This window comes from Janthinobacterium sp. UMAB-60 (assembly GCF_900095235.1).
Classification (GTDB): domain Bacteria; phylum Pseudomonadota; class Gammaproteobacteria; order Burkholderiales; family Burkholderiaceae_D; genus Janthinobacterium.
This window is the reverse complement of sequence record NZ_LT607482.1, coordinates 183,653-205,536: the sequence shown is the minus strand read 5'-3', so window position 1 is coordinate 205,536 and position 21,884 is coordinate 183,653. Positions and strand designations below refer to the sequence as shown.

The 21,884-nt window shown below is 60.5% G+C and carries 20 protein-coding genes and 1 tRNA gene; 16 read left to right on the top strand and 5 right to left on the bottom strand.

From position 1 onward, the window contains the following. Window positions 1-19: 19 nt before the first annotated feature. Window positions 20-268: a hypothetical protein gene (locus K0F86_RS00900; protein WP_219132528.1), complete on the bottom strand. Its 249-nt coding sequence runs from the start codon at window positions 266-268 to the stop codon at window positions 20-22. Between the two features lie 148 nt (window positions 269-416). On the opposite strand from K0F86_RS00900, the gene K0F86_RS00895 reads away from it, so the two are divergent. The 5 genes from K0F86_RS00895 (at window position 417) to K0F86_RS00875 (ending at window position 5,667) form a co-directional block, all read left to right on the top strand. After that, window positions 417-1,187: a DeoR/GlpR family DNA-binding transcription regulator gene (locus tag K0F86_RS00895; protein WP_219132527.1), complete on the top strand. Its 771-nt coding sequence runs from the start codon at window positions 417-419 to the stop codon at window positions 1,185-1,187. Between the two features lie 33 nt (window positions 1,188-1,220). Continuing rightward, the gene (locus K0F86_RS00890) at window positions 1,221-2,369 is read left to right on the top strand and encodes an MFS transporter (protein ID WP_219132526.1); all 1,149 of its coding nucleotides are present in this window, start codon (window positions 1,221-1,223) and stop codon (window positions 2,367-2,369) included. Window positions 2,370-2,524: 155 nt separating this feature from the next. Continuing rightward, window positions 2,525-3,370, top strand: coding sequence for an undecaprenyl-diphosphate phosphatase (locus tag K0F86_RS00885; protein ID WP_219132525.1), 846 nt, complete (start codon window positions 2,525-2,527; stop codon window positions 3,368-3,370). A gap of 6 nt (window positions 3,371-3,376) precedes the next feature. Continuing rightward, complete coding sequence (gene recQ, locus K0F86_RS00880) at window positions 3,377-5,200, top strand: DNA helicase RecQ (protein ID WP_219132524.1); 1,824 nt, start codon at window positions 3,377-3,379, stop codon at window positions 5,198-5,200. Continuing rightward, window positions 5,200-5,667 (top strand): hypothetical protein, encoded by a 468-nt coding sequence (locus K0F86_RS00875; RefSeq protein WP_219132523.1) that lies wholly within the window; start codon window positions 5,200-5,202, stop codon window positions 5,665-5,667. Before recQ ends, K0F86_RS00875 begins: the two co-directional genes overlap by 1 nt. Window positions 5,668-5,698: 31 nt before the next feature. Here the strand turns inward: K0F86_RS00875 and K0F86_RS00870 are convergent, their stop codons facing one another. After that, window positions 5,699-8,476 carry a pitrilysin family protein gene (locus tag K0F86_RS00870; protein ID WP_219132522.1) on the bottom strand — a complete coding sequence of 926 codons (2,778 nt, stop codon included), beginning with the start codon at window positions 8,474-8,476 and terminating at the stop codon, window positions 5,699-5,701. A gap of 188 nt (window positions 8,477-8,664) precedes the next feature. Between K0F86_RS00870 and K0F86_RS00865 the strand changes: the two genes are divergently transcribed. Together K0F86_RS00865 and K0F86_RS00860 are read left to right on the top strand one after the other, a co-directional pair. Next, window positions 8,665-9,645 carry a LysR family transcriptional regulator gene (locus K0F86_RS00865; RefSeq protein ID WP_219132521.1) on the top strand — a complete coding sequence of 327 codons (981 nt, stop codon included), beginning with the start codon at window positions 8,665-8,667 and terminating at the stop codon, window positions 9,643-9,645. A gap of 148 nt (window positions 9,646-9,793) precedes the next feature. Further along, a complete protein-coding gene (locus tag K0F86_RS00860) occupies window positions 9,794-11,080 on the top strand; it encodes a Glu/Leu/Phe/Val dehydrogenase (RefSeq protein ID WP_071075270.1) in 1,287 nt (428 codons plus the stop codon). A gap of 144 nt (window positions 11,081-11,224) precedes the next feature. On the opposite strand, the gene galE is transcribed toward K0F86_RS00860, so the two are convergent. The 3 genes from galE to K0F86_RS00845 all read right to left on the bottom strand — a co-directional run bounded on the left by galE (window position 11,225) and on the right by K0F86_RS00845 (window position 13,233). Continuing rightward, window positions 11,225-12,244: a UDP-glucose 4-epimerase GalE gene (gene galE, locus K0F86_RS00855; protein WP_219132520.1), complete on the bottom strand. Its 1,020-nt coding sequence runs from the start codon at window positions 12,242-12,244 to the stop codon at window positions 11,225-11,227. A gap of 142 nt (window positions 12,245-12,386) precedes the next feature. Further along, window positions 12,387-13,067: a tRNA (guanosine(46)-N7)-methyltransferase TrmB gene (gene trmB / locus K0F86_RS00850; protein WP_219132923.1), complete on the bottom strand. Its 681-nt coding sequence runs from the start codon at window positions 13,065-13,067 to the stop codon at window positions 12,387-12,389. Window positions 13,068-13,159: 92 nt separating this feature from the next. Continuing rightward, window positions 13,160-13,233: transfer RNA gene (locus K0F86_RS00845), tRNA-Gly, on the bottom strand. A gap of 166 nt (window positions 13,234-13,399) precedes the next feature. Here K0F86_RS00845 and K0F86_RS00840 point away from each other — a divergent pair. From K0F86_RS00840 to K0F86_RS00800, 9 genes are all read left to right on the top strand, one after another. Then, on the top strand, window positions 13,400-13,795 hold the full coding sequence (locus tag K0F86_RS00840) for a hypothetical protein (protein ID WP_219132519.1): 396 nt from the start codon (window positions 13,400-13,402) through the stop codon (window positions 13,793-13,795). Window positions 13,796-14,104: 309 nt separating this feature from the next. After that, window positions 14,105-14,461 carry a diacylglycerol kinase gene (locus K0F86_RS00835; RefSeq protein WP_219132518.1) on the top strand — a complete coding sequence of 119 codons (357 nt, stop codon included), beginning with the start codon at window positions 14,105-14,107 and terminating at the stop codon, window positions 14,459-14,461. Between the two features lie 270 nt (window positions 14,462-14,731). Continuing rightward, window positions 14,732-16,150, top strand: coding sequence for a mannose-1-phosphate guanylyltransferase/mannose-6-phosphate isomerase (locus K0F86_RS00830; protein ID WP_219132517.1), 1,419 nt, complete (start codon window positions 14,732-14,734; stop codon window positions 16,148-16,150). Between the two features lie 77 nt (window positions 16,151-16,227). Next, window positions 16,228-17,691: an undecaprenyl-phosphate galactose phosphotransferase WbaP gene (gene wbaP, locus K0F86_RS00825; protein WP_257571927.1), complete on the top strand. Its 1,464-nt coding sequence runs from the start codon at window positions 16,228-16,230 to the stop codon at window positions 17,689-17,691. 54 nt (window positions 17,692-17,745) lie between these two features. Further along, window positions 17,746-18,825: a dTDP-glucose 4,6-dehydratase gene (gene rfbB / locus K0F86_RS00820; protein ID WP_219132515.1), complete on the top strand. Its 1,080-nt coding sequence runs from the start codon at window positions 17,746-17,748 to the stop codon at window positions 18,823-18,825. Continuing rightward, the gene (gene rfbA, locus K0F86_RS00815) at window positions 18,825-19,718 is read left to right on the top strand and encodes a glucose-1-phosphate thymidylyltransferase RfbA (RefSeq protein ID WP_219132514.1); all 894 of its coding nucleotides are present in this window, start codon (window positions 18,825-18,827) and stop codon (window positions 19,716-19,718) included. Before rfbB ends, rfbA begins: the two co-directional genes overlap by 1 nt. Window positions 19,719-19,767: 49 nt before the next feature. Next, on the top strand, window positions 19,768-20,313 hold the full coding sequence (gene rfbC / locus K0F86_RS00810) for a dTDP-4-dehydrorhamnose 3,5-epimerase (protein WP_219132513.1): 546 nt from the start codon (window positions 19,768-19,770) through the stop codon (window positions 20,311-20,313). 40 nt (window positions 20,314-20,353) lie between these two features. Continuing rightward, window positions 20,354-21,226 (top strand): dTDP-4-dehydrorhamnose reductase, encoded by an 873-nt coding sequence (gene rfbD / locus K0F86_RS00805; protein ID WP_219132512.1) that lies wholly within the window; start codon window positions 20,354-20,356, stop codon window positions 21,224-21,226. Between the two features lie 258 nt (window positions 21,227-21,484). Continuing rightward, window positions 21,485-21,865 (top strand): transposase, encoded by a 381-nt coding sequence (locus K0F86_RS00800; protein ID WP_374197252.1) that lies wholly within the window; start codon window positions 21,485-21,487, stop codon window positions 21,863-21,865. Window positions 21,866-21,884: the final 19 nt, after the last annotated feature.

Here is a 21,884-nt window from a genome sequence, read left to right as displayed (position 1 = left end):
CCCCTGCCATCGTTACCGCTTAGCGGCCATCTTCGGCTGCTGCCGATGCTTCCTCCGCGTCGCGCAGGCGCTTGTATTCCAACAGCATGGCAAGGCCCAGATAGGTCAACAGCAGGAACAGGGAAACGCGCGCATCGCTCCAGTCCAGCGTACGGTGGCGCATCCAGTGCATGACATTTAGCAACAATACTGCACCCAGCATTCCCCATCCATGACGGCGCAAGGCACGGCCCAGCAAGGTGGCCAGCAACGATGTACGTGACAGCATGGTATTCCTTTATTCATTCCATTTTTTACAACACTAACAGAATTTATATCTTTTCGGCAATATTTTACGGCACCACGCCGTACACTTGACTCTGATTGCACGTTTGCGTATATTCATTCACATTCCTGCACGTTTTAGAAATATACCCATGTCCGCCACCCTGCTCCTCAAACAACGCCACGCGCTGATCCAGCAACAATTGCACGCCGACGGCCGCGTGCTGGCGCTGGACCTGGCGCGCCAGCTCGACGTGTCCGAAGATACGATACGGCGCGACCTGCGCGAGATGGCGGCGGCCGGCCTGTGCCAGCGCGTGTATGGCGGCGCCCTGCCGCTGGCGCCCGACGGTGGCACCTTGACGCAGCGCAAGCAGGAAGCGCCGGAACGCAAGGCGCGCCTGGCGCAGGCCGCCGTGTCCCTCGTGCGCGCGGGCCAGGTGCTGTTTCTCGATGCGGGGTCGACCAACCTGGCCATCGCCGGCGCCTTGCCGGAGTTGGCGCTCACTGTCATCACGAATGCCCCCGCGATCGCCATGGCGCTGATGGAGCGCCCGGAAATCGAGCTGATCATAGCTGGCGGCAGGGTCGACCGCCGTGCCGGCGCCAGCCTGGGCCCGCAGGCGCTGCGCACCGTCGAACGCATGCATCCCGACCTGTGCTTCCTCGGTGCCTGCGGCGCCGACGCCGACGCGGGCGTGACGGCCTTTAATTATGACGAGGCCGAATTCAAGCGCAGCATCGCCGGCGCCAGCAAGGCCGTCGTGGTCGCCGTCACCAGCGACAAGCTGGGCACGGCCGCACCGTTCGGCGTGCTGGCCACGGGCTTGCTGCAGCACCTGGTGCTGGAAGCCGATGCCGACTCTGCCCATGTGGCCGCCTTTCAACGGCTGGGCGTGCAAGTGCTGCGCGCCCGCGCCTGATTTTATCCACCCCGACTCTGGAAAAGCTCTCCCATGCATCTCACCGGCACCCTGCAACAACGCGCCACGCGCCTGGTCTTTTTTGCCGCCGGCCTCGGCATGGCCGCCTGGGCACCTTTAGTTCCCTACGCCAAGTCGCGCCTGGGCCTCGATGAAGCCACCCTCGGCATCTTGCTGCTGTGCCTGGGCGCCGGCTCGCTGTGCGCCATGCCGTTTACAGGCATGCTCGCGGCACGCTTCGGCTGCCGCAAGGTCATCGTCGGCGCCGGCTTGCTGCTGACCGCCATCCTGCCCGGTCTGGCGCTGGCCGCCACGCCGCTGCAACTGGGCCTGGTGCTGCTGGTGTTCGGCGCGGCCATGGGCACCTTCGACGTGGCCATCAACATCCAGGCCGTGATCATCGAAAAAGCCAACGGCGGCGCCATGATGTCGGGTTTTCACGCGCTGTTCAGCGTGGGCGGCTTTGCCGGTGCGGCCTGCATGGCCCTGCTGCTGTGGCTGGGCCTGACGCCGGCCTGGTCCTGCGTGGTGGTGATGCTGCTGCTGTGCGGCGTGCTGGGCGCGGCGCAAGGCCATCTGCTGCCGACGGCGTCCGCCTCGGGCGAAAAGACGCCGCTGTTCGTCATGCCGCATGGCGCCGTCATTTTCATCGGCTTGCTGTGCTTTATCGTCTTCCTGGCCGAAGGCGCCATCCTCGACTGGAGCGCCCTGTTCCTCACCACCACGCGCGGCGTGGAAGAAGCCAAGGGTGGCCTCGGCTACGCCGCCTTCGCCATCGCCATGACCTTGGGCCGCTTCACGGGCGACAAGGTGGTCAGCCGCTTTGGCGGCAAGCGGGTGCTTACTTTTGGCGGGCTGTGCGCGGCGGCAGGCTTCTTCCTCGCCGTGCTGGCGCCGCACGCCAGCCTGGCCATGGCCGGCTTCGTGCTGATCGGCCTGGGCGCGGCGAACATCGTGCCCATCCTGTTCACGGCCGCCGGCAACCAGCGTGCCATGCCGGCCAGCCTGGCGGTGGCGGCCATCACCACCATCGGCTATGCCGGCATCCTGGCCGGTCCGGCCGTCATCGGCTTCGTGGCGCACGCCACCAGCCTGAATATCGCCTTCGCCATGCTGGGCGCCGCGCTGCTGCTGGTGGCGGCCAGCGCGCGCCTGGTGGCGCCGGCAAAACAGGTATCCTGACCCTCCCCTTGCCTGGCGGACGGCGCTAAAAAAGCACTGCCCGCCAGCGCCCAAATAAGGTCCGCAAGCCTCTGTCGTGGTAAGCTTCGACCCCGCGCGCATTGCTGGCGCCATGCGCTCCCCCCATCCTGTCACTTATACCCGTTTATATATCTATGGATCTCATTCTTGCGTTAAAAGCCATCATCATGGGGCTGGTCGAAGGTTTTACCGAATTCTTGCCGATTTCGTCCACGGGACATCTGATCCTGGCCGGCAGCCTGCTCGACTTTACCAAGGATGTCTCGAAAGAAGTCATGGATGTCTTCGAGATCGCCATCCAGGCCGGCGCCATCCTGGCCGTCTGCTGGGAATACCGCCAGCGCATCGGCAGTGTGCTGTCCACCTTCAGCACCGAGGTCAAATCGCGCAAGTTCGTGCTGAACGTGGCCATCGCCTTCATCCCGCTGGCCGTTATCGGACTGGCGATTGGCAAGATGATCAAGCATGCGCTGTTCAAGCCTGTGCCGGTGGCCATGGCCTTCATCATCGGCGGCATCATCATCCTGCTGGTGGAGCGCCGCGCGCGCACCAATCCCGTCACCGTGCGCGTCAACTCGGTCGATGAAATGACGCCGCTCGACGCCTTGAAAGTGGGCTGCGCGCAGGCGTTTGCGCTGATTCCCGGCACCAGCCGTTCCGGCTCGACCATCATCGGCGGCATGCTGCTGGGACTGTCGCGCAAGACGGCTACCGAATTCTCGTTTTTCCTGGCCATCCCGACGTTGCTGGCCGCCACCGCCTATTCTCTGTACAAAGCGCGCGACATCCTGTCGGCCACCGACGTGCCCCTGTTCGGCCTGGGCACCGTGGCCGCCTTCATCTCCGCCTTCCTGTGCGTGCGCTGGCTGCTGCGTTACATCAGCTCGCACGACTTCACGTTTTTTGCCTGGTACCGCATTGTGTTTGGCTTGCTGGTCCTGGCCAGCGCCCATTACGGCTGGGTTGTTTGGGCAGAATAAGGCACTATGAATCAAGATCTTAACCAGCGCGCGCTGCACCTGCTGCAGACCGTTTTCGGCTATCCGGCCTTCCGCGGCCAGCAAGCCGACATCGTCGACCACGTCAGCCATGGCGGCGATGCGCTGGTGCTGATGCCCACGGGCGGCGGCAAATCTCTGTGTTATCAAATTCCCGCACTGCTGCGCGATGGCGTGGGCGTCGTCGTCTCGCCGCTGATCGCGCTGATGCAGGACCAGGTGGACGCGCTGGAGGAAGTCGGCGTGCGCGCCGCCTTCCTCAATTCCACGCAAACCTACGAAGAGGCGAGCCGCATCGAGCGCCTGGTGCGCACGGGTGGCATCGACGTCGTCTACGTGGCGCCCGAGCGCCTGATGACGCAGCGTTGCCTGGACCTGTTCCAGGCGTCAAAAATCTCCCTGTTCGCCATCGACGAGGCGCATTGCGTGGCCCAGTGGGGCCATGACTTCCGTCCCGAATACATCAAGCTGTCGGTGCTGCATGAGCAGTTCCCGGACGTGCCGCGCATCGCGCTCACCGCCACGGCCGACCCGCAGACGCGCGCCGAAATCGCCATGCGCCTGCAGCTGGAAGACGCGCGCCAGTTCGTCTCGTCCTTCGACCGCCCGAACATCCGCTACCAGATCGTGGAAAAGGCGAATGGCCGCAAGCAGCTGCTCGACTTCATCAACACGGAACACACGGGCGACTGCGGCATCGTCTACTGCCTGTCGCGTAAAAAAGTCGAAGAGACGGCGGAGTTTTTAAACCAGAGCGGCATCCGCGCCCTGCCGTATCACGCCGGCATGGAGTACGCCAAGCGCAGCGCCAACCAGGCGCGCTTCCTGCGTGAAGAAAACATCGTCATGGTCGCCACCATCGCCTTCGGCATGGGCATCGACAAGCCCGACGTGCGCTTCGTGGCGCATCTGGATCTGCCGAAAAGCATCGAGGGCTATTACCAGGAAACGGGGCGCGCGGGCCGCGACGGCATGGCCGCCAACGCCTGGATGGCATACGGCTTGCAAGACGTGGTGCTGCAGCGGCGCATGATCGACGAATCGGAAGCGGACGACACCTTCAAGCGCGTGCTGGGCGTGAAACTCGACGCCATGCTGGGCCTGTGCGAAACGCTCAGCTGCCGCCGCATGCGATTGCTCGAATACTTCGGCGAACCGGCTTCGCCGTGCGGCAATTGCGACACCTGCCTGGTGCCGCCCGTGTCGTTCGACGGCACGGTGCCCGTGCAAAAACTGCTGTCGGCCATCTACCGCGTCGACCAGCGCTTCGCCGGCGGCCACGTGATCGACGTGCTGCGCGGCGTGGAGTCCGAACGCATCAAGACCTGGCACCACGACTCGCTATCCGTCTTCGGCATCGGCTCGGACTTGGGCGAAGCGGAGTGGAAATCGATTTTGCGCCAGGCCATCGCGCTGGGCCTCGTCTCGGTCGACCATGAACAATACAGCTCGCTGAAACTGACGGACGCCTCGCGTCCCGTGCTCAAGGGCGGCCAGAAGGTGCAGCTGCGCCAGTACCAGAAACCGGTGAAAACCAGCAAGCGCAGCACCAGCGTGGCGAAGGGTTATGTCGAGACGGATTTGTCCACCAGCGAGCAGGCGATTTTCGACAAGCTGCGCTGGTGGCGCGTGGAGACGGCGCGCACGCACAACGTGCCGGCCTACGTCATCTTCGTCGACGCCACCCTGCGCGAAATCGCCAAGGCCAAGCCTACCTCGCTGGAACAGATGCGCGGCGTGAGCGGCGTGGGCGAGAAAAAACTGGCCTCGTACGGCGACGAAATCGTCGCCATGATCCTGGAGATGATGTGATGGAAGCACTCTCGTCCGACCTGATCTATCAGGCCGTAAACATCCTCGGCGCCCAGCCCGACGCAGAAGACGCGGTGGAAGCGCAAGTCCGTGCCCTGGTGGGCGACGACCTTAGCGTGCGCCGCCTGGCCGACGTGGTGCCGGAAGCCTTCGGCCTGGTGCTGGCGTCGCACCTTCCCGGCGCCGAAAACATGACCTTGCCCGACACCTTCCGCGCCCAGGACGACGATGGCGAGTGGGTGGAGTTCCCCCTGCGCCGCGAACCGATCTTTGTCGTCGCCCTGGACATCGCCCAGCATACCTTCCACAATGGTCCGCGCGCGCTGATGCAGAACCTGGCCGACCGCAGCTCCCTGCTGTCGGCCATCAACAAGGCCCTGAACGCGGGCGGCTCGCTCGATGGCACGACCCTGGGCCCGCCGTCCTTCTTCGGTCTGCCCGCCGCGCTGTACCAGCCGGCGGCATAAAAAACGGCGCCCGCGGGCGCCGTTTCCACACTTATTTTGCCACTGGCTTGCCGTCGACATCGAGCACCGTCACCTCGCCCCAGCCCAGTTCCCGCACTCTCGCCTCGATCTTGCGCAGGTCGCCGATGACCAGCCACACCAGCTCGTCGGGCCGCACGAACCTGGCGCCGGCACTGGCCAGCTGCGCTTCGTCGAGCGTCCGCATCCTGGCCGAATAAGCGGACCAGTACGTGTCAGGCAAACCCTGGTTAAGACTCGTCAATGCCGCCGAATCGAGTGCTGCCAGGGTTTCAAAACGGCCCGCCAGGCGCGAGTTCATATTGCGCATGATGCTGTTGAACTCTTCGCCCTGCACCGGCCGCTCGCCCGCCACGTCGCGGATTTCCTTCGCCACTTCCTGCATCGCTTCGCGCGTCTTGTCCGTCTGTACTGGCGCCAGCACCATGAAGGCGCGCTGGCCGCGTGGACGCGTCAGCACGCCGCTAGTGCCATAGCTCCAGTGCTTGTCCAGCCGCAGATTGCGGTTCAGGCGCGAGGTGGCCATGCCGCCGAAGTTCTGCATCAAGGGTTCCATCGCCAGGTCTTCCGGCTGTCCCGGCGGCAGCGACAGGTGCGCGGCGAGAATGGTCGATTGCGGCGCGTCGGGTTTGTCGATCAGGAAGACGCGCTTGCCCACCGTGCGGCCCGGTGCGGCCAGCACCTTGGCTGGCGCGCTGCCACCCTTCCAGCTGCCGAACGACGCTTCCAGTGCCGGCATCAGCTGCGCCAGCGTGGTGTCGCCGGTGACGATGAGGGTGGCGCTGCCCGGCTTGAACCAGGTGGCGTGCCATTGCGCCACGTCGGCGCGCGTCAGGCCTTGCACGCTGTTGACATCGCCCGAAGCGGGCCGGCCATAAGCGTTCTCCGTGCCATACAGGATAGCCGGCACGATGCGCATGGCCAGGCTGGTCGGCTGGGCCTTTTCCTGGCCGATCTGCGCCAAGCGGCGCTGCTTCTGCTGCGCGAACAGGTCCTCACCAAAGGCCGGCTGCAGGGCCGCGTCGGCCATCAGCGCCAGCGATGGCGCCAGGTTGCCCGCCGTTGATTGCAGACGCAGCAGGGACAGGTCGTCCAGCGAACTGCTGGACAGGCTGGCGCCCAGCGATTCAAGCGCGTCGGACAGCTCGAAGGCATTGCGCGTGCGCGTGCCCTTGTCGAGCAAATCCATGGCCAGCGACGCCGTACCCGCCTTGGCGGCGCTATCCGAGGCGCTGCCCGCGTCGAGCGCCAGGGTCACGTTGACGATGGGCGCCGCGTGCCGCTGCAGCAGCACGACCTTCACGCCATTTTTCAGCTGCGTGCGCTCGATGGCGGGAAACGCCACGTCGGGCGGCGTGCCGAGGGCCGGCAAAAGCTTGCGGTCCAGCGTGGAGTTTTCCGCCGCCAGCTGCGCGAACGGTTTGACGGTCATGGTGTGGCTGTAGCCATTGAGCCAGGCCGCGCCGCCGCGCCGGACTTGCTCCGGCGTGGCACTGGCGACCGCTTCCAGCTTGTCCAGATACGCTTCCGGCGTGGCGCCGAACGTCGCGTTCTCCGACAACTGGTTGGCCCGACGGCCAAGACGCTCATTGCCACGCGCCACTTCCGCCAGCGCGCTCGTCTTGACGCGCGCCAGCTCCGCTGCCGTCGGTCCCTGCACCAGCAACTGCTGCAGCACGCTCTCCATCTCGCGCTCGGCATCGGCGGGCGAGACGCCCGGCTTGACCGTCACGATGATATTGAAGGTGCTGCCCAGCTCTCCTTCGTTGACGCCAGCCTGGACGGATGTCGCCAGGTTTTTGTCGTACACCAGGCGGCGCACCAGGCGCGAGCTCTTCGACCCCGCAAGCACATCAGCCAGCAGCGACAGGCGCGCCACCTCGGGGTCGCTGACCGCCGGCGCATGGTAGCTGCGGTAGATGCGCGCCTGCGGCACGCGGTCTTCCATCTCGCTGCGGATATTGCTGTCCAGGCGCGGAATCCAGCTCTGCGTGCGCGGCAGCGGCGGGCCCGGCGGGATGGCGCCGAAATACTGCGTCACCAGCGCCAGAGCGCGCTCCGGCGTGATGTCCCCGGCCAGCGAAATGACGGCGTTATTCGGACCATAATAGGTGCGATACCACTGCTTGATATCGTCCAGCGAGGCCGCATTCAAGTCGTCCATGCTGCCGATCGTCGACCATGAATAGGGGTGCGAATACGGATACATCTGCGCGCTGATTTCTTGCCACACGCGGCCATACGGCTGGTTTTCGCCCTGGCGCTTTTCATTCTGCACCACGCCGCGCTCGCGCTCGAGCATCTCCTTCGAAATATAGTTGCCCAGGTAGCCCATGCGGTCCGATTCCAGGTACAGGGCACGCTCGAGCGCGGACACGGGCACGTCTTCATAAAAATTGGTGCGGTCGCCATCCGTCGTGCCGTTGCGGTTGCTGGCCCCCAGGTCATCCATCGCTTCGCGGAAGCCATGCGGATAGTTTTCCGACCCGTTGAAGAAGAAGTGCTCGAACAGGTGCGCAAAGCCCGTCTTGCCACGCTGCTCATTGCGCGATCCCACGTGGTACCACAGGTTCACGGCCACCACAGGCACGCTGTGGTCTTCATGCACGATCAGGGTCAGGCCGTTCTTGAGCACGAATCTCTGCTGCTTGAGGGCGTAATTGCTGCGCTGGAATGGTACCTGGGAGGCCGGCGCCGCTTTCACGGTCGCGGCCGGCGTGGCGGCATGCAGGGGAACGGCTATTTGCGCGGCGGCGGAAAGGGCCAGGGACATCAACAATTTCTGTTTCATTGCATTCCTGAAAAAAGAAAACTTCGCATGGGAAGATGCGGCGCAGTAGGCACCATGGCTGGCCGCAGCAGTGAAGTATTCTGCCAGATGTTTTAGATAGCAAAGAATTATTGATTGCATTTTAGAAATCTTGCCCGGCGGGCGCCGGCGCCCTTTGCATTTGCCCATAAAGGCGGTACGATCCTGCGATGGAAACCAAATGGCTGGAAGACTTCATCTCGCTCGCTGAAACGCATAATTTCAGCCGTTCCGCGGCCCTGCGCCACGTCACCCAGCCGGCCTTTTCGCGGCGCATCCAGTCGCTGGAAAACTGGCTCGGCATCGACCTGGTCGACCGCACCTCGTACCCGACGCGCCTGACGCCGGCCGGCGCCGTGTTTTACGAGCAGGCGCTGGAAATGCTGGGGCAGATCAACGGCGTGCGCGCCCTGTTGCGCGGCAAGCGGGCGGCCACGCAAACGAGCGTCGATTTCGCCGTGCCGCATACCCTGTCGCTGACCTTCATGCCGAAGTGGCTGACGGCGCTGGAAGACGGTTTTGCACCGATCAACAGCCGTTTGATGGCACTGAACGTGCACGACGCCGTGCTGCAGCTGGTCGATGGCGGCTGCGACCTGCTGCTGTGCTATCACCATCCGCGCCAGCCGGTGCAGCTGGACCCGGGCCGCTACGACATGCTGGTGATGGGCCGCGAAACCGTGCGCGCGTATGCGCGCTGCGGCCAGGACAAGGTGCCGGACTTCGTCCTGCCCGGCAGCGCCAAGCAGCCGCTGCCCTTCCTCTCCTACACCAGCAATGCCTACCTGGGACGCATGGTGGAACTGCTGGTGGCCGACGCCAAGGCGCCCCTGTTCCTGGAAACCTGCTACGAAACGGACATGGCCGAAGGCCTCAAAATGATGGCGCTGGAGGGGCGCGGCATCGCCTTCCTGCCCGAATCGGCCGTCATGCGCGACGTCAAGTACAAGCACCTGGCACGTGCCGACGGCGGCGCGCCAGGCTGGGAAATCGAGCTGGAAATCCGCTTGTACCGCGAACGCCCGTCGGGCCTGCGCCCCGGCAAGCCCATCGTCGAAAGCCTGTGGCAGTACCTGCTGCAGGCGCAGGAAAGCGCCGCGCGCGGCGGAAAAAAACGCCGGCGTGCAGCCGTCACCACAATTCCATCCTGACCTCCAAACTATGCAATAAATGCATAACCGGATGCGCACAAAGCATTGGCCGGGGCATGAGGCTATCGCCTACGATGCGGTTCCGCTGCGCGCAGCTGCATCTCGGCTGTGCCTCTAACGTATTCGTATTGTCAGGAGCTTATCAAGCATGACCAGCAAGCACGCACTTCCTTCCTACCTCAATCCTGAAGACCTGGGCCCATGGGGCGTCTACCTCGAGCAGATCGACCGCGTTACGCCGTACCTGGGCAACCTGTCGCGCTGGGTGGAAACGCTGAAGCGTCCAAAGCGCATCCTGACGGTCGACGTGCCCATCGAGCGCGATGACGGCAGCATTGCCCACTACGAAGGCTACCGCGTGCAGCACAACCTGTCGCGCGGCCCAGGCAAGGGCGGCGTGCGCTTCCACCAGGACGTGACCCTGTCGGAAGTGATGGCCCTGTCGGCCTGGATGACGGTCAAGAACGCCGCGGTCAACGTGCCATACGGCGGCGCCAAGGGCGGTATCCGCGTCGATCCGAAGACCCTGTCGCGCAACGAGTTGCAGCGCCTGACGCGCCGCTACACGAGCGAGATCAGCATGATCATCGGACCGAACAAGGATATTCCGGCGCCGGACGTCAACACGAATGAACAAGTCATGGCGTGGATGATGGACAGCTATGCCATGATCGGCGGCAATATGTCGACCGGCGTAGTGACGGGCAAGCCGATCTCGCTGGGCGGCAGCCTGGGTCGCCGCGATGCGACGGGCCGCGGCGTGTTCGTCGTCGGTTGCGATGCGGCCGCCAAGGTCGGCATGTCGCTCGAAGGCGCGAAAGTCATCGTGCAAGGTTTCGGCAACGTGGGCGGCGTCGCCGCACGCATGTTCGCGGAAGCCGGTTCGAAAATCGTCGCGGTACAAGACCACAAGACCACCGTGGTGCATGCCGGCGGCTTGAACATCCCGCAATTGCTGGCACACGTGGCCGAAGTGGGCAGCGTCGAAGGCTTCCCGGGCGCCGAGGCATTCGTGCCACGCGAAGATTTCTGGGGCATCGATTGCGACATCCTGATCCCGGCCGCGCTGGAACAGCAGATCACGGCCGAACGCGCACAAGTCATCCGCGCCAAGATCATCCTGGAAGGCGCCAACGGCCCGACCCTGCCGGCAGCGGACGACATCCTGACCGACCGTGGCGTATTGATCGTGCCGGACGTGCTGGCCAACGCCGGCGGCGTGACCGTCAGCTACTTCGAGTGGGCACAGAACTTCTCGAGCTTCTTCTGGACGGAGGAAGAAATCAACAGCCGCCTGACCCGCATCATGCGCGAAGCGTTCGACGCGGTATGGCAAGTGTCGCAAGAGAAGAAAGTGTCGATGCGTACCGCCACCTTCATCCTGGCGTGCACGCGCGTGCTGCAGGCGCGCGAAGTGCGTGGCCTGTACCCATAATGGCTGCCTGAGAAAATGCCTGGGGCGTTGTTGCTTCGCCTCGCCCCAGACATTTTTCAAGCGCCATTGGTTTGCTGGCGCTCTAAAAAAAATCCCGCCACATTTTTGTGTGAGCGGGATTTTTTTATGCGCGCCGGCCTTGCGTCAGGCTGAATAACCTTGCGGATTCTGGTGCTGCCAGCGCCAGTGGTCGGTGCACATGTCGTCGATGTTTTTCTGCGCTTGCCAGCCCAGCAATTGCTTCGCCTTGTCGGCCGAGGCATAGCAGCTGGCGATGTCGCCGGGGCGGCGCGGCACGATGTCGTAGGGGACCTTGCGGCCGCTGGCCGCTTCGAAGGCACGCACGGTATCGAGCACGCTGTAGCCGTGACCCGTGCCCAGGTTGACGGTAAAGCCACCGTCCGTGGAAAACAGGCGGTGCAACGCCGCCACATGGCCCAGCGCCAGGTCGACCACGTGGATGTAGTCGCGCACGCCCGTGCCATCGGGCGTAGCGTAGTCGTTGCCGAAGACGGCCAGGCGCTCGCGGCGGCCCACTGCCACCTGGGCGATGAAGGGCATCAGGTTATTCGGAATGCCGGCCGGATCTTCACCGATCAAGCCGCTGGCATGCGCGCCAACCGGATTGAAATAGCGCAGCACACCGACTTGCCACTGGGCGTCGGCATGCACGACATCGGCCAGGATCTGCTCGACCATCAGCTTCGAGCGGCCATATGGGTTGGTCACGGACAGGCGTGACGATTCCAGGATCGGCAAGGCTTCCGGGTCGCCGTACACGGTGGCCGACGAGCTGAACACAAAACGCTTCACATTCGCCGCCGCCAGCACTTCCAGCAGCGCCACGGTGCCCGACACATTGTTATCCATATACATCAGTGGCTGCGCCACGGATTCGCCCACCGCCTTCAAGCCCGCAAAATGGATCACCGCATCGATGGCGTGCTCGCGCAATACGGTGGCCATGGCCACGCGGTCGCGTACGTCAGCCTCGTAGAAGGGCACGCTTTTGCCGGCAATGCGCTCCACGCGCGCCATGGCTTCGCGCGCGCTATTGCACAGATTATCCACCGCGACCACATCAAAGCCGGCAGCCAGCAATTCGACGCACGTATGCGAGCCGATGAAACCGGATGCGCCGGTGACGAGTATTTTCTTGGACATAATATCAATCAATACAAAAAGATAAGACTAGCGTAATTCCCCCACCGTGCCTAGCCAGCGCGCATGAATAAAGCCTGCGGCGTCGCCGCGGCAGGCTTGTTCTCGTGCAAACGGCACAGGTGGTGAAACCGCCAAAGAGAATTTATTTCTTGATGAAAACCAGATCCCACACGCCATGACCCAGCTTCAAGCCACGGTTTTCAAACTTGGTCAGCGGACGATATGCTGGCTGCGGTGCATAAGCATCGGCGCTATTGTGCAACTGCGGCTCGGCGCCCAGCACATCGAGCATTTGCACCGCGTAATCTTCCCAATCGGTGGCGCAATGCAGATAGCCGCCCGGCGCCAGGCGATCGGTCAATTGCTTGACGAACGGCGCCTGGATCAGGCGGCGCTTGTTGTGGCGCGCCTTGTGCCATGGATCAGGGAAAAACACGTGGATACCGGCCAGCGAATTGGCAGGAATCATGTGCGTCAGCACTTCCACGGCATCGTGCTGCAGCAGGCGCAGATTCGTCAGCGACTCTTCGCCGATCAGTTTCAACAGACTGCCGACACCGGGCGTATGCACTTCAACGCCGATAAAATCCTTCTCCGGCATGGCCTTGGCGATATGCGCCGTCGTCGCCCCCATGCCAAAACCGATTTCCAGGATGACCGGTGCCTTGCGGCCAAACACCTGTTCGAAGTCCATCGATTCCTTGGCGAAAGGCAACAGGAACTGCGGCCCCAAGGTCTCAAGCGCGCGCGCCTGCGCGACAGACAGCCGTCCCGCGCGTGTCACGAAGCTGCGGATGCGGTGTTCGGTCGGATCGTACATCATCGGCCGCGCCGGGCCGTTTGCTGGGGTATCAGAAGACATGGGAATGAAGAAATAAGTGGCCGCGCCGCATAAAATCAGGCGCCAGCGAAAAATGGAGCGGGTGAAGGGAATCGAACCCTCGTCGTAAGCTTGGGAAGCTTCTGCTCTACCATTGAGCTACACCCGCGAAGCCTGCATTTTACGCGGGATGGCAAGGACTTGGCAAACTTGTGGATCGCTTTCGAATTCATCAGGAATTCTCGCAATATCTCACAAAAAAACATAGACTGCTGTCTCTGCACGATGCCGTTCTTGTTGATTCATAGCAACATCTCGGCAGCGAGACACTATGAATGGTCTGGTATGCAGCTAAAATAGAACAAATTATTATCGGTATGGACTGTGCAGGCAGACTGTCCAGAGAAATGTTGCTACAATCGTGTGACAGTTTAGCATTCCCGCTGTTCAACCTAAAAGGATATCCCATGAAGAAAATTCTGATCGCTTCGGCAATCCTGTGCTTCGCTTCCGCACAAGCCATGGCTCAAACGACGGCACCAGTTGGTGGCGCACCTGTTCCACCAGCAGCTGCACCAGCAGCTGGTGCAACTGGTGCAGCTGCCGGCGGCACTGTTGCCGGCCTGAGCACGAGCGCCCTGATCGCCATCGGCGCAGCAGTTGCCGTTGTGGCCGGTGCAGCAAGCTCGGACTCGACCACCGCACACACCACCCCAAGCCACGCCAAGTAATCTGTCGATGCTTTTGGCTGAGACAGACAAGGCCAAGCCAGCGGGCTGATGTCAAGCCGCACAACGCTGGCCTGGTCTCACGAGAAGCTGGCCTTGTCATACGCAGCGCCACTTCCTCGATAAAAGCCCTTTTTCATTTTCTTGAAAACGGGCTTTTTATTTTTCGTCAATGACGCGCGCGCTGTTTACGCCAGTCTTTCCTATACCTGATGCCTGTTTCTCTCCATGTGCGAGCGATACGCATCTGTTTTCAGAAAAAGCACCGAACCGTCAGGGACATGAGATTCCCCGGCCAATCCTATAAAGCTAATGAAAAACCAGCCTTTCCATATGCGCATGGGATTTGCCCTGCAAGGCTTGAGCGCCGCCTTCCGCATGGAATCGAGCTTCCGGCTGCAATGCCTTGCCGCCCTCATTGTCGTGATCGTGCTCGCCTGGAGCAAGCCGGCAATGATCTGGTGGGCACTGCTGCTACTCAACTGTGGCCTGGTGCTGGCAGCTGAACTGTTCAATACGGCGCTTGAACACTTGATTGATCACCTGCATCCTGGCCTGCACCCCAGCATCAAGATCGCCAAGGACTGTGCAGCAGCGGCTGTGCTCATCCTCAGCATGAGTGCCGCCTGCATTTTTGTTGCTTTTTTGCTGGAAACGCTTTCCCGTTGAGTAGTTATAGCTGCCAAGCAAATTACAATGCATGGGTCGCCAAGGCACCTCGCTGTCAACGTCAACATTCGAGACGGTGAGAAGAAACACGTAGATTCCTATAATTCATTAAAATAATACCTTTTTGAAATATTTTATCTTTACCAATACTAATTTTTGCACGCCTTGCGCATGCATGAAAATTGAGTAAAACAATAATCGCTTTTTGCGAGCGACTAACGACTCAGTTCCCATTTGGCGAAGCTGTTTTAATTTTGAATTGATGCGTAGATGAACATTCCCCTTGTACCAGTGATTCTTTGTGGTGGTTCCGGCACACGCTTGTGGCCCCTGTCGCGCGAAGGCTACCCTAAACAGTTTTTGCGTTTGTCCGGCGAGACCAGCATGTTGCAGCAAACGCTGCAACGGCTTGCCGGTATCGAGGCCTTGGCGCCGGCTTTGCTGGTATGCAATGAATCGGCGCGTTTCATTGTTGCGGAACAGTTACGTGAGATAGGCCTGAACAATGCCCGCATGGTGCTTGAACCGATGCGCCGCAATACGGCGCCGGCCATTGCCACTGCGGCGCTGCAAGCCATGGAAAACGGCGACGACCCCATCCTGTTGGTCCTTCCTTCCGATCATGTCATTTTGGATACTCCAGCGTTCCACCGTGCCATCAGCCTGGCGCGCGATGCTGCAGAGCAAGGCAACTTGCTCACCTTCGGCATTACCCCGACCGGACCGGAGACAGGCTACGGCTACATCCGCGCCGAGGGTGGCGCAGTTGGTCAGGCTCAGCGTATTGTCGAATTCGTCGAGAAGCCGGCCCTGGCGCTGGCTGAGCAATATATTGCCAGCGGCGATTATTTCTGGAACAGTGGAATGTTTGTATTCCGCGCCAGCCGTTACCTGGAAGAACTTGAACGCTTTCAGCCTGCCGTCGTCGCGGCGTGCAGGGAAGCGCTGGCCAAGGCGAAAAGCGACCTCGATTTCATCCGCCTGGACCACGATGCCTACGCCGCCAGTCCCGATATCGCCGTCGATTACGCCGTCATGGAGCGCACCAGCCATGCGGCCACCATCGCGCTCGACGCCGGCTGGAACGATATCGGCTCGTGGAAAGCCGTACTCGACGTGGCAAAAAAAGACGCCAACAACAATAGCGTCCAAGGCGATGTGTTGATGCAGGATTGCAATGATTGCCTGGTGCATGGGAATAGCCGCCTGGTGACCGCCATCGGCATGCGCAATACCGTCATCGTGGAAACGGCGGATGCCGTGCTGGTCATGGATGCGGATCAGGCGCAACATACCAAGACCCTGGTGGCGCAGTTGATTGCCAAGGACCGTGCTGAAGCGACCATGCACCGCGAAGTGTTCCGACCGTGGGGATCGTACGACTCCATCGGCAACGGCGAGCGCTTCCAGGTCAAGCGCATCACAGTCAAGCCGGGCGCCAAACTGTCGCTGCAAATGCACCATCACCGCGCCGAGCACTGGATCGTGGTATCCGGCACCGCCCAGATCACCAATGGCGACAAGGAATATCTGCTGACTGAAAACCAGTCCACCTATATCCCCCTGGGCGTCGTCCATTCTCTAGCCAATCCAGGCAAGCTACCGCTGGAATTGATTGAAATTCAATCGGGTAGCTACCTTGGGGAAGACGATATCGTCCGCTTTGAAGACCGCTACGGCCGCGCCTGATCGAATAAATACACAATCTCCACGCATGCGCCGCCGCAAGAATTCACACTGAAGTTTATAAGGTTGAGCAAGTCATCATGAAACCAATCGAAGGCATATTTCTACAAGAGCTAAAATGGTATTGCAGCAGCAGGGCAGAAAAATACTTTCTCACCTTTGCCGATGCACTTGCCATGTTCATGGCATTCTGGCTCGCTGGCAGATGGACCCTCGATGTCACCGACTTGAACAGCTTCGGGCTGGATAGTTCGCGCCTGCTCAGCTACAGCCTGCTATGCCTGGTCACTCTGGCGATCTTCAAGCTGAAGGGTCATCATGCCAAACGTCGTCCGTACTCAAATGAAATCAAGGAACTCCTGAAAATCGCCATGGTCATGGGCCTGATCGACGCGGCCCTGGTCTTCCTCGACAAGCGCGACTCCTCGCGCGAAGCACTATTGGCCACCTGGCTGCTGGTGCCATGCTTTGTCTTGCTGCTGCGCGGCATCGTCAAGTACCTGCTGATGAAATCGGGCGGTTGGATACGCCCCATGGTCATCATCGGATGGGGCGACAATGCCTTGCAAACAGCGCGTGCCTTCGATGAGGAAGCATTGATGGGCTATCGCCTGATTGCCTTCCTGATACCGGAAGGCCAGGGTCGCCTGGAACAGCATTATGTGAACCGCAGCAACCAAGCGGTACCCTGCATCCCGCTGGGCCAGAGCCCGGAGCAAACGCTCAAGCTGCTGGGCAATCCGCATACGGTTGTCGCCCTGGAGCAAGGTGGCATTGACGCCTATCAGGGCATGATCCAGCAAGTCAGCCGTTGCGTTGCCAATATGCAAGTGGTACCTGCCGTACGCGGCCTGCCCCTGTATGGCATGGAGGTCAATCATTTCTTTACACATGAGGTGCTGCTGCTGACCATGCGCAACAACCTGGCGCGACCAGGTTTGCAACTGATCAAGCGCTGCTTTGACCTGACGACGTCGATCGCCGTGATGATCGTCGGCGCTCCCATCCTGCTGTGGATCGCCGCCAAGGTGATGGCCTCTGGCCGCCCCATCTTCTATGGCCACAAACGCGTCGGCCAGAATGGCAAGCATTTCCTCTGCTATAAATTTCGCACCATGGCCGTGAATGCCGATGTGCTGCTGAAAGAGTTACTGGAACGCGACCCGGTCGCCCGTGCCGAATGGGACCGTGATTTCAAGCTGAAAAACGACCCGCGTATCACCTCGATAGGTCATTTCCTGCGCCGGACCAGCCTGGATGAATTGCCGCAACTATGGAACGTACTGAAAGGCGAAATGAGCCTGGTCGGGCCGCGTCCCGTGGTCGATGCGGAACTGGAGCGTTATGGCCCCCAAGTAGACTATTACCTGGAAGCCAGACCCGGCGTTACGGGTCTATGGCAAGTGAGCGGCAGGAACGATGTCAGCTACGATACGCGCGTCTATCTCGACGCCTGGTATGTCAAGAATTGGTCTCTGTTCAATGACATCGTCATTTTGCTGAAAACGGTCAAAGTCATCTTCAAGAAAGATGGCGCGTATTAACAAAAATACAGCCAAAAAATTAAATAATTTGCAAGGCAAGAAAAGGATAAGAGCATGATTTTAGTGACCGGCGGTGCCGGCTTCATCGGTTCAAATTTTGTACGCGATTGGCTGGCGCTCAATGATGAGCCCGTCATCAACCTCGACAAACTGACCTACGCAGGCAACCTCAGCAATCTGGCCAGCCTGGAGCAAGACCCGCGGCATATTTTTGTACGTGGAGACATTTGCGATACCGCCCATATCTCGCGCCTGTTGGCAGAACACCAGCCACGCGCCATCGTGCATTTTGCGGCGGAAAGCCATGTCGACCGCTCGATCCATAGCCCCGGCGAATTCATTGCGACCAACGTCAACGGCACTTTCAGCTTGCTCGAAGCCGCGTGCGCCTATTGGTCCGGCCTGACGGGCGAGGCCAAGGACGGTTTCCGCTTCCTGCACGTCTCGACCGATGAAGTCTATGGCACCCTGGGTCCGCAAGATCCGCCATTCACAGAAACGACGCCGTATGCGCCAAACAGCCCCTATTCGGCATCGAAAGCAGCCTCCGACCATCTGGTACGCGCCTATTTCCATACGTATGGCATGCCAGTACTGACGACAAACTGCTCGAACAACTATGGCTCTTTCCATTTCCCGGAAAAACTGATTCCCCTCATCATCAGCAACGCCCGTGCCGGTAAACCCTTGCCGATCTATGGTGACGGCATGCAAGTGCGCGACTGGCTGTATGTGGGCGACCATTGCGCGGCGATTCGTCGCGTGCTGGAAGCGGGACGTCTGGGCGAGGTCTACAACGTGGGCGGCTGGAATGAAATGGCCAATCTGGAAGTCGTGCATACCCTGTGCGACATCCTCGATACGCTGGACCCGAAAGCGTCCGGCAGCTATCGCGAACAAATCACCTATGTACAGGATCGCCCCGGTCACGACCGCCGCTACGCCATCGATGCACGCAAGATCGAGCGCGAACTGGGCTGGAAGCCGGCAGAAACCTTTGCCACGGGCATACGCAAGACGGTGCAGTGGTACCTGGACAACCAGGCCTGGGTACGCGACGTGCAGTCGGGCGACTACCTGACGTGGGTAGAAAAAAACTATGCGGCACGCGATGCGGCAAAGGAAGCAATCTGATGAGCGCAGCGATCGAACGCAAAGGCATCATCCTGGCCGGTGGTTCCGGCACGCGCCTGTACCCCGTCACCATGGCCGTATCAAAGCAGCTGCTGCCCGTGTATGACAAGCCGATGATTTACTATCCGCTGACCACTCTGATGCTGGCCGGCATACGTGACATCCTGATCATTTCCACGCCACAAGATACGCCACGCTTCCAGGAATTGCTCGGTGATGGCAGCCAGTGGGGTATCAGCCTGACCTATGCCGTGCAGCCCAGCCCGGATGGCTTGGCACAGGCGTTCATTATTGGCAAAGAGTTCGTCGGCGATGCGCCATCGGCACTGATCCTGGGTGACAACATCTATTACGGCCACGACTTCGAAACGCAATTGCGGCAAGCCTCGGCACGCACCAGCGGTTCCACCGTATTTGCCTATCATGTACACGATCCGGAACGTTATGGTGTGGTCGATTTCGATGAGCAACGGCGCGCCGTCAGCATCGAAGAAAAACCGCTCAAGCCAAAATCGAACTACGCCGTCACCGGCCTGTATTTCTATGACAGCCAGGTGTGCGATATTGCCGCCGGCATCGCTCCGTCACCACGTGGCGAGCTGGAAATCACAGATGTCAACCGCACTTATCTGGAGCGCGGCCAGTTGAACGTTCAACTGATGGGGCGCGGCATGGCCTGGCTCGATACTGGCACACATGAATCCTTGCTGGAAGCGGGACAGTTCATTGCCACCATCGAAAATCGCCAAGGTTTGAAAGTTGCCTGCCCGGAGGAAATTGCCTACCGCAAAGGATATATCGACAGCACCAAACTGGAACAACTGGCCCTGCCGTTGAAGAAGAACGCCTATGGTCAATATCTGTTGCGTTTGCTCAACGAAAAGATATTCTGAGATGCGTCGCGCTTCGCTTTCTACCTAATTGATACGATGCCGAAATACCATGCAGATCCAGACCACAGCCATTCCTGACGTGCTGATACTCGAACCGACCGTGTTCGGCGACGACCGCGGCTTTTTCTATGAAAGCTTTAACCAGAAGCGCTTTGCCGAACTGACCGGCGTTACGCGACCTTTCGTGCAGGACAATCATTCCAAGTCGGCCAAGGGCGTCTTGCGCGGCCTGCATTATCAGATCCAGCAGCCACAAGGCAAATTGGTACGCGTCACCGCCGGCGCAGTGTTCGATGTCGTCGTTGACCTGCGCAAAAGCTCGCCGACGTTCAGCCACTGGGTTGGCGTAGTCCTGTCGGCCGCCAACAAACGCCAGCTATGGATACCTGAAGGTTTCGCCCACGGCTTCGTGGTGACCAGCGACAGCGCAGAGTCCCTGTACAAGACCACCGACTATTGGGCGCCGGAGTTCGAGCGCAGCATCCTGTGGAGTGACCCGGCGATCGGCATCGACTGGCCGCTGGACGGCGAACCGCTACTGTCGGGCAAGGACAAGGTCGGCACATTGCTGGCCAATGCAGACGTCTTCGCCTGAGCACTGCAACACCGCCGCGCCAACATTCACGGTAACACATATGAGCCGTATCTTAATTACAGGAAAAACCGGCCAGGTCGGCCACGAACTGGAACGCAGCCTGCAAGGTCTGGGAGAGATCATCGCGCTAGACCGCAGCCAGATGGACCTGGCCGATCTGGATCAGGTACGCGACGTGATCCGCCGCATCAAGCCGACCCTGATCGTCAATCCGGCGGCCTACACCGCTGTCGATAAGGCCGAGAGCGAGCCTGAAATGGCGCTACGCATCAATGGCGAAGCACCGGGCGTGATGGCGGAAGAGGCAAAAAAGCTGGGCGCCGCGATGATCCATTACAGCACCGACTACGTGTTCGACGGCTCGAAAGATGGTCCCTACGTCGAAACCGATCCGACCTGCCCGATCAATGTCTACGGCAGCAGCAAGCTGGCCGGCGAACAGGCGATCCAGGCCAGCGGCATCGCACACTTGATCTTGCGTACCAGCTGGGTCTATAGCACGCACGGCAAGAACTTTCTGTTGACCATGCTGCGCCTGGCAAAGGAGCGCGAAGAACTAAGTATCGTATCCGATCAGTTCGGCGCACCGACGTGGAGCCGCACCATTGCCGATACCACGGCGCATATCGTGGCGCAAAGCCTGGTGGCGGCAGATCAGCAAGCATGGTGGGACGAGCGTGCTGGCCTGTATCATTTGACGGCGCAGAGCAACACCACCTGGTTTGGATTCACCGAAGCCATCATGGCTGATCCATCGGTCACGAAGAAGCCAAAGCTCAAACCGATATTGGCGCAGGATTACCCGGTGCCAGCCAAACGGCCGACTAATTCCGTGATGTCGTCACAGCGCCTCATCAACACATTCTGCAGTTTACCGGAATGGCACGACGCCTTAAAACTTTGTATGGGCTAAGCAACAACAATGGCCATCAATAAATTAATAATTGTAGCTGTTCAACATGAGCGTTTTTCATAAAAACAGTTGTCAACTTTTTCAGGCTGGCTCATCATGCTGGCTATGGCAAAAAAAAAGCGCCCTTCCCGACCTCTCCGCCCTCACGCGCGGCGAGCTTGAGGGCGTCGTGTTGACACTGTTGCAACAGCTGGAGGCACTGGAATCGAAGTCGGCAAGAGCAGCCGCAACTCTAGCCAGCCGCCGTCATCCGATGGCTTGCACAAGACCAACGTCGATGACGCCATTGCTGCTCGGCGCCAACAACGCACGCTCGATGCCGACGATGTGGCCGCCTTCCGCGCCGTGTACGACGCGTTGGTGCGGGAAGGCGAAGCGCTGTATCCTGAAACCACGCAGTCGCCGGGCCAGTGCTTCATCAGCGACCCGGCCGTGCCGTTCACCAACAACGTTGGCGAGCGCGCCGTACGCATACCCCAGGTCAAGCAGAAGATCTCGGGATGTTTCCGCACCGTCGCCAGCGCCAAGCACTTCTGCGTCATCCGCTCCTGCCTCGACACGCTGCGCAAGCAAGGACACAGCATGCTCGCCGTCCTGCAACGCGCCTTTGCCGGCAATCCTATCCAGATCGCCACTTAGCCGCTGAACAGTCACAAAT